Annotated in this window: 5 protein-coding genes; 3 read left to right on the top strand and 2 right to left on the bottom strand. The window is 58.5% G+C overall.

What is annotated here, in order from left to right:
• Positions 1-285 precede the first annotated feature (285 nt).
• The gene (locus OKB81_RS18240; RefSeq protein ID WP_270665160.1) at positions 286-969 is read right to left on the bottom strand and encodes a B3/B4 domain-containing protein; all 684 of its coding nucleotides are present in this window, start codon (positions 967-969) and stop codon (positions 286-288) included.
• 333 nt (positions 970-1,302) lie between these two features.
• Between OKB81_RS18240 and ycaO the strand changes: the two genes are divergently transcribed.
• From ycaO to pflB, 3 genes are all read left to right on the top strand, one after another.
• Positions 1,303-3,063 (top strand): 30S ribosomal protein S12 methylthiotransferase accessory factor YcaO, encoded by a 1,761-nt coding sequence (gene ycaO / locus OKB81_RS18235; RefSeq protein ID WP_010674506.1) that lies wholly within the window; start codon positions 1,303-1,305, stop codon positions 3,061-3,063.
• Positions 3,064-3,445: 382 nt separating this feature from the next.
• The gene (gene focA, locus OKB81_RS18230; RefSeq protein WP_160838525.1) at positions 3,446-4,294 is read left to right on the top strand and encodes a formate transporter FocA; all 849 of its coding nucleotides are present in this window, start codon (positions 3,446-3,448) and stop codon (positions 4,292-4,294) included.
• 41 nt (positions 4,295-4,335) lie between these two features.
• Positions 4,336-6,618: a formate C-acetyltransferase gene (gene pflB / locus OKB81_RS18225; RefSeq protein WP_010674504.1), complete on the top strand. Its 2,283-nt coding sequence runs from the start codon at positions 4,336-4,338 to the stop codon at positions 6,616-6,618.
• A gap of 711 nt (positions 6,619-7,329) precedes the next feature.
• Here the strand turns inward: pflB and OKB81_RS18220 are convergent.
• Positions 7,330-7,797 carry a YcgN family cysteine cluster protein gene (locus OKB81_RS18220; protein WP_109113289.1) on the bottom strand — a complete coding sequence of 156 codons (468 nt, stop codon included), beginning with the start codon at positions 7,795-7,797 and terminating at the stop codon, positions 7,330-7,332.
• Between the last annotated feature and the right edge of the window lie 244 nt (positions 7,798-8,041).

Genomic DNA, 8,041 nt, shown 5'->3' with positions numbered 1-8,041 from the left:
CCAGGGCGGTGAAGATATCAAAGACCCGTTTTCCGGTAAATCGCAATGCGGCTCCGCTTAAGTGAACAGCATTGCGGGTACACCGGCCCCGACGTGGCAAGCTCCAGGGGGCGATGTCAGCCCGGCGTGTTGCTGTGTTCCTCTGCTTGCAGATGTGTTCACAGGCGGTGGGGAAAGGCGGGTGGCACAGACGTGGCATGGCGCGTGATGGCGAGCAAGATCCGCCCCATGACCGCCCGGGCGAGCATGGGGCGCCTCCTTTTATCTTTCCGTCTGCTCCTTCAATCACTCCACCAGCGTCTGCTCGATGCGGGCCCCAGGCATCATCTGCGTGAGACCGGCAATCAGCCTGTCGCCGGCCTCCCACAAGGCTGTGCGCGGCATCGGCGGCAGACACTCCAGAATGAACCACATCCGGGGGGAAGAGAGGCTCAGGCGAGTGCGGATCCCCTGGCGCCAGTTCCAGCGGCGACAGGTGACGCCGAGATCGTCCCGCCACACCACCTCTCCTGGAGCCGGTGCCTCCTGGGTTGGCAGCCCTTCTTTGAGGGTGTCAAAGCATTCTCTGCCATCGGCAATCACCAGGCGCGGCGCTCCCACATAGGCCGCCAGATCCTCCCCGCCCACGGGAATGGCATACTCGATGCTGATGGCGTTGTAGAGATCGACCACGGGATCGATGGCGGGCAAGACGCCATCGCGCAGCACCCGCTTGCGCAGTGCCAGGGCCGAGCAGGGCGTGCGGGCAGGCTTGGCGCCAAACCCCTTGAACACCTGATCCCAGGCGGCCAGATGTTCAAGGGCCCAGGGGGCCTCGTCGGTGCCAAGGGCCGCACATGCCCGGGCCAGGGCCCGCTCCCCCACCAGAGTGTCAATCACGGGGGCGGCTTCCACTACGATGCTGAGGGCACAAAAGCCCGGCGCCAACCTGGCTATCTCGGGGTCTATACGGGGGATCATCGGGAACATTCAGCACTCCTGGTCAAGGTTCATCAAGACGGGGGGGGAACGGGCACGGGCGCTCCCCTCTTTTCCTTCCCCCGCCAACGGTTGACGCCATGATGAAGGGCACAGGGTCATAATAAAATTTACTTTATCTTAATTATGTTAAGTAAAACTGATGACCCAACCCTCTTTCCCATGAAAAATCGCCGCCCCGCAGCGCACCGCCCGGTCCCACTACCACACCCCGCCCATCCAATGCAGGCCTGGGCAAGCCCACACCATTGCCCTGGCCGCTTTCCCCGTCACTCATGCTATTATCTGCGTCCAAACATGAGCCCATAAAATCAGGACATTGTGATGACCGACCACACTTTTATTCCCGGCAAGGACGCAGCGCTGGAAGACTCCATCGAACGCTTCCAGACCAAGCTGCAAGCCCTGGGGTTTGATATCGAAGAGGCCTCCTGGCTCAACCCCGTGCCCAACGTCTGGTCCGTGCACATCCGGGACAAGGAATGCGCCCTCTGCTTCACCAACGGCAAGGGTGCCAGCAAGAAGGCGGCGCTCGCCTCCGCCCTTGGCGAGTATTTCGAGCGTCTCTCCACCAACTACTTCTTCGCCGATTTCTACCTGGGCGAGCAGGTCGCCAATGGCGACTTCGTCCACTACCCGAACGAGAAGTGGTTCCCCATCGAGGGGGATCAGCTGCCCGCCGGTCTGCTCGACAGCTTCACCCGCAAGTTCTACAACCCGGACGGTGAAGTGACCGCCGACATGCTGGTGGACCTGCAATCCGGCAACGAGGAGCGCGGCATCGTCGCCCTGCCCTTCGAGCGCCAGTCCGACCACCAGACCGTCTACATCCCGATGAACATCGTCGGCAACCTTTATGTTTCCAACGGCATGAGCGCCGGCAACACCCGCACCGAGGCCCGCACCCAGGGGCTGTCGGAGGTGTTCGAGCGCCACGTGAAGAACAAGATCATCGCCGAGGCCATCAGCCTGCCCCAGATCCCGGGCGAGGTCATCGCCCGTTACCCCGGCATCAAGGCGTCCATCGATGCACTGGAGGCCGAAGGCTTCCCCATCTACAGCTTCGATGCCTCCCTCGGCGGCCGTTATCCGGTCATCTGCGTGGTGCTGCTCAACCCGAGCAACGGCACCTGCTTTGCCTCCTTCGGCGCCCACCCGCGCTTCGAGGTCGCCTTCGAGCGCACCGTCACCGAACTGCTGCAAGGGCGCAGTCTCAAGGATCTGGACGTCTTCGTGCCGCCGTCGTTTGACAACGAGCAGGTGGCGGATCACCACAATCTGGAGACCCACTTCATCGACTCCTCCGGCCTCATCAGCTGGGATCTGTTCAAGGAAGAGTCCGACTTCGAGTTTGCCGACTGGGACTTCCGTGGCACCTCGCAAGAGGAGTTCGACCACCTGATCGGCATCTTCCACGAGCTGGAGCAGCCGGTCTACATCGCCGACTACGAGCACCTGGGTGTCTACGCCTGCCGTATCCTGGTGCCCGGCATGTCCGACATCTATCCGGTGGAAGATCTGCTGCTGGCCAACAACACCATGGGGGCCCACCTGCGGGAAACCATCCTGGCGCTGCCGGCGCTCGAGTGGGACGCAGAGCAGTACATGGCCCTGTTCGACCAGCTGGATGAAGAGGGTCACGACGAGCGGACCCGGGTGCGCGAGCTGCTCGGCATCGCCGCCGCCAAGGGCACTGCCCTGCACACCCTGCGCGTCGGTGAGCTCAAAGCCATGCTGGCGCTGGCCGCAGGCGACCTGGAGAGCGCCCTCGACCTCATCGACTGGACCATGGAGTTCAACCAGTCGGTGTTCCCGGCGGATCGCGCCGCTTACTACCGCGCCCTGCGCGCCTGCGTCGAGCTTTTCCTCGACGAGGAACGCGACCCCGAGCAGTACCGTCCGGTGTTCGCCCGCATGTTCGGGGAAGAGACCCTGGCACAGGCGTGGGCCAACGCCCGCGGCGAGGCGCGCTTCCACGGGTTGGAAGCCGCCGATCTCTCCCTCTCCCAGTTCCCGCTGCACCAGAAACTGCTGGCCGCTTACGAGAAATTGCAAAAAGCCAAACGAATCCACACCTGGAACTGATATGCTGATATGACGAAGGGGCCCTGAGGGCCCCTTCTGTTTTATGGTCTACGCTTTGGCTGGCCGTGCCACAAAGATGAAATAAAAGACAAAAAATACCTCTTAGGGGGTTGTTAATTTGGCACTCATGGTGCAGTGCGGCCGCAAAGGTGCCTGGCCGGTACTTTTTTAAGGGTGTCCTTTATAAGTTCTTAAAAATCATAAAATTAATAACAGACTCATTTCTGTTTCACCTGAAACCTGATGTAAAGAAACGCTTCCGGATGGTGAAAAATCCTGTAGTAAAATTACATTCACAATCTGTAATTCTTGATCGGAGTCAATTTTGGGGATCAGCCCCTTTGTTATGATTTCCACAGGCAAAATATGCAGGTACTGAGAATTGAAAGCAGAATCTCCCTTTGATTGTCTGAAGCCCGAAGCCATCGCCGCCCTGGCCGAAGACATTACCTATGCCAAGGCCACCAAGCCCGCATACAAGGTCATTCCCCTGGCCATCACCGCTGGCGCCTTCATCTCCATCGCCTTCGTCTTCTATATCACCGTCACCACGGGCTCAAGCGGCATGGCCTGGGGCATGTCCAAGCTGGTGGGCGGCATCTGCTTCTCCCTCGGTCTCATCCTCTGCGTGCTGCTCGGCGCCGAACTGTTCACCTCCACTACCCTCACCCTGGTAGCCAAGGCGGCGAATCGCATCAGCTGGGCCCAGCTGCTCAAGAACTGGGGACTGGTCTACTTCGGCAACCTCATCGGCGGTCTCATCATCGTCGGCCTCATCATCATGTCGGCACAATACACGGCAGCGGATGGTCAGTGGGGGCTGAACGCCATGAAAGTGGCCCAGCACAAGATCCATCACACCTTCTTCGAGGCCGTGGCCCTTGGCATCCTCTGCAACCTCATGGTGTGTCTCGCCGTGTGGATGGCCTTCGGCGCCCGCAGCGCCACCGACAAGGTGATGGTGATGCTGCTTCCCGTCGCCATGTTCGTGGCCTCCGGTTTTGAGCACAGCATCGCAAACATGTTTATGATCCCGGTCGGTATCGCCATCCACAGCGTCGCGAGCCCGGAATTCTGGCAGGCCATCGGCCAAGATCCGGCAACCTTTGCCGACCTGACCGTGTCCAACTTCGTCCTGCACAACCTCATCCCTGTCACCATAGGTAATATCATTGGTGGTGGCGTCATGGTTGGGCTGACTTACTGGTTTATCTTCCGTCGCCATCATTAAGGATGGCGGCAGACACATAAATACCTTGAGAGGTAATGAAAATGGCAGAACTTAACGAACAGTTCCAAAAAGCATGGGAAGGCTTCGCAGCCGGTGAATGGCAGACCTCTGTCAACACCCGTGACTTCATCCAGAAGAACTACACCCCGTATGAAGGTGACGAGTCCTTCCTGGCTGGCGCGACCGAAGCTACCACCAAGCTGTGGGACAAGGTCATGGAAGGCATCAAGATCGAGAACCGCACCCACGCGCCGGTCGATTTTGATACCGACCTGCCCTCCACCATTACCGCTCACGATGCCGGCTATATCGACCAGAGCCTGGAGCAAATCGTTGGTCTGCAGACCGACAAACCGCTCAAGCGCGCCATCATCGCCAACGGCGGTATCAAGATGGTCAAGACCTCTTGCGAAGTGTACGGTCGCCAGCTTGACCCCATGGTCGAGAAGATCTTCACCGAGTACCGCAAGACTCACAACCAGGGCGTGTTCGACGTCTACACCAAAGACATCCTGAACTGCCGCAAGTCCGGCGTCATCACCGGTCTGCCGGATGCCTACGGCCGTGGCCGTATCATCGGTGACTACCGTCGTGTTGCCCTGTACGGTATCGACTTCCTGATGGCCGACAAACTGGCCCAGTTCAAGTCCCTGCAGGCCGATCTGGAAAACGGTGTCAACCTGGAAGCCACCATCCGTCTGCGCGAAGAGATCTCCGAGCAGCACCGTGCCCTGGCCCAGATGAAGGTGATGGCTGCCAAATATGGCTGCGACATTTCCGTACCGGCCAAGACCGCCAAAGAAGCCGTCCAGTGGACCTACTTCGCCTACCTGGCGGCGGTCAAGTCCCAGAACGGCGCGGCCATGTCCTTCGGTCGTACCTCCAGCTTCCTGGACATCTACATCGAGCGTGACCTGCAAAAGGGTCTGATCACCGAGCAAGAAGCCCAGGAGCTGATGGACCACATGGTCATGAAGCTGCGTATGGTTCGCTTCCTGCGTACCCCGGAATACGATTCACTGTTCTCCGGCGACCCGATGTGGGCCACCGAGACCCTGGCCGGTATGGGCGTTGACGGCCGTACCCTGGTCACCAAGAACAGCTTCCGTATGCTGAATACCCTGTACACCATGGGCCCGTCCCCTGAGCCGAACCTGACCATCCTGTGGTCCGAGAAGCTGCCGGTCGGATTCAAGAAGTACTGTGCCAAGGTATCCATCGAGACCTCTTCCGTTCAGTACGAGAACGACGACCTGATGCGTCCGGACTTCAACAACGATGACTACGCCATCGCTTGCTGTGTGTCCCCGATGATCGTCGGCAAACAGATGCAGTTCTTCGGCGCGCGTGCCAACCTGGCCAAGACCATGCTGTATGCAATCAACGGCGGTATGGACGAGAAGCTCAAGATCCAGGTCGGTCCCAAGACCGAAATGGTCACCTCCGAGTACCTCGACTACAACGACGTGATGGATAGACTGGATCACTTCATGGACTGGCTGGCCAAGCAGTATGTCGCCGCCCTGAACATCATCCACTACATGCACGACAAGTACAGCTACGAAGCCTCCCTGATGGCGCTGCACGACCGTGACGTCTATCGCACCATGGCCTGTGGTATCGCCGGTCTGTCAGTCGCCGCTGACTCCCTATCTGCCATCAAGTACGCCAAGGTCAAGCCGGTACGTGATGCCGATGGCGTCTCCATCGACTTCGAAATCGAAGGCGAGTACCCGCAGTTCGGCAACAACGACGCTCGCGTCGATGACATCGCCTGCGACCTGGTCGAGCGCTTCATGAAGAAGATTCAGAAGCTCAACACCTACCGCGGTGCCGTGGCGACCCAGTCCGTGCTGACCATCACCTCCAACGTGGTGTACGGCAAGAAGACCGGTAACACCCCGGATGGTCGTCGCGCCGGTGCGCCGTTCGGCCCGGGTGCCAACCCGATGCACGGTCGTGATCAGAAGGGTGCCGTTGCTTCCCTGACTTCCGTCGCCAAGCTGCCGTTCGCCTACGCCAAAGATGGTATCTCCTATACCTTCTCCATCGTGCCAAACGCGCTGGGCAAAGACATGGAAGCCCAGAAAGCCAACCTGGCCGGCCTGATGGATGGTTACTTCCACCATGAAGCCAACCTGGAAGGTGGTCAGCACCTGAACGTCAACGTGATGAACCGTGAAATGCTGCTGGACGCCATGGAAAACCCGGAGAAATATCCGCAGTTGACCATCCGCGTATCCGGTTATGCCGTTCGCTTCAACTCCTTGACCAAGGAGCAACAGCAAGACGTCATCACCCGTACCTTCACCGCTTCTCTGTAATAGAGTCTCGGAGAACAAAAACCGGCGCCCAGGCGCCGGTTTTTTTATGGCTGTTTGGCAGTGTGCAAGCCGCTTCCCACCTCCCAGGCCCGCTGGCTCGTGGGCTCTGAGCCGCCCCCTCCGCCAGACATTGGCCCCCATCACGCCTCTCCACTGCCCTCCCGCACTTGATGCACGGATGCGCTCATCGGCACTCAGGTACTCAGGTACTCAGGTACTCAGGTACTCAGGTACTCAGGTACTCAGGTACTCAGGTACTCAGGTACTCAGGTACTCAGGTACTCAGGTACTCAGGTACTCAGGTACTCAGGTACTCAGGTACTCAGGTACTCAGGTACTCAGGTACTCAGAAAAGCAGAGCAGAACCATGCTCGACCACCACGAGTTTTGCATAGCAACCTCGATCTATTCCCTCTCCCCTTGGGAGAGGGTCAGGGTGAGGGGAAACCACTCTACATCGCTAGCAAGCGCCAGAAAGCAACAAGGGCTGCAGAGTGTGAACTCTGCAGCCCTTGTTGTCATGGATGCGGTTTAACGGGTGCTGGCTGCGTCAGAGGCGACCTCTCACGACTTCACGATGCTTTCATCTCACCATGAAGTTTCAAACTGCCTTTATCGCAAAAAACTGATCACTTATATGCCAAAAACTACAAGGGCAGCGGAGTCTCACTCCCCTGCCCCTATAGTAAGCAATAAACGGTGGTTTAAGGCTTAGCTCGCCCAGGTAATGATATGGTCGGCCCAGTCGCCGGCATGTACCTCATGGATCACCTTGCCGCGCACCGACTGACCGGCCTGGTGCATGGCGCTGCGGCTGCCGGTGATAAGGGGATGCCACTCTGGCAGGCTCTGCCCCTCCGCCAGCAGGCGGTAGGCACAGGTAGAGGGCAGCCAGTTGAACTCGGCAATCTTGTCGTGGGTGATCTGCAGGCAGTCCGGCTCTTTCTTAAAGCGGTTGCCATAGTCGGAGCACTGGCAGGTCTTGGTATTGAGCAGGTTGCAGGCCACGTTGGTGAACACCAGCTCCTCGGTGTCCTCGTCGATCAGCTTGTTCAGGCAGCACTTGCCGCAGCCGTCGCACAGGGACTCCCACTCGGCTGTGGTCATCTGTTGCAGGCTTTTTATCTGCCAGAAGGGGGCGGTCTGCACTTCGTTTAACTGCGGCACTTTTTGCTGCATGGCAATGGGCTCACTCAATACGCTGACAAGCGCGTGGTTATACGCCCTATGGCCCGATTTTTCAAGGTTGGCGGCAGTTTCACCTATTAGCTTCAGACAGACACTCCGGAGCAAATCTGCGATACCACAGTCATCCACATCGTTTTTCTCAGGCAAACTGTTTTTACCCTCAGAGATCCCCTCATTTTTAGAGACTCAAATAATTCCAAGTGTGCGGGTATATAAGCGGTGTTGCTTCAGGTAG

Origin of the sequence: Aeromonas sp. QDB56, assembly GCF_027705505.1 — a bacterium.
GTDB classification, from domain to species: Bacteria; Pseudomonadota; Gammaproteobacteria; order Enterobacterales; family Aeromonadaceae; genus Aeromonas; species Aeromonas caviae.
Note: the sequence above shows the minus strand (reverse complement) of the source record. Positions and strands in the feature narration are given on the sequence as shown.

What these genes read in the sequence shown, in the direction of transcription:
- ycaO (WP_010674506.1), top strand. Translation starts at nt 1,303, where the DNA reads ATGACCGACCACACTTTTATTCCCGGCAAGGACGCAGCGCTGGAAGAC.
- pflB (WP_010674504.1), top strand. Translation starts at nt 4,336, where the DNA reads ATGGCAGAACTTAACGAACAGTTCCAAAAAGCATGGGAAGGCTTCGCA.
- OKB81_RS18220 (WP_109113289.1), bottom strand. Translation starts at nt 7,797, where the DNA reads ATGCAGCAAAAAGTGCCGCAGTTAAACGAAGTGCAGACCGCCCCCTTC.
- OKB81_RS18240 (WP_270665160.1), bottom strand. Translation starts at nt 969, where the DNA reads ATGTTCCCGATGATCCCCCGTATAGACCCCGAGATAGCCAGGTTGGCG.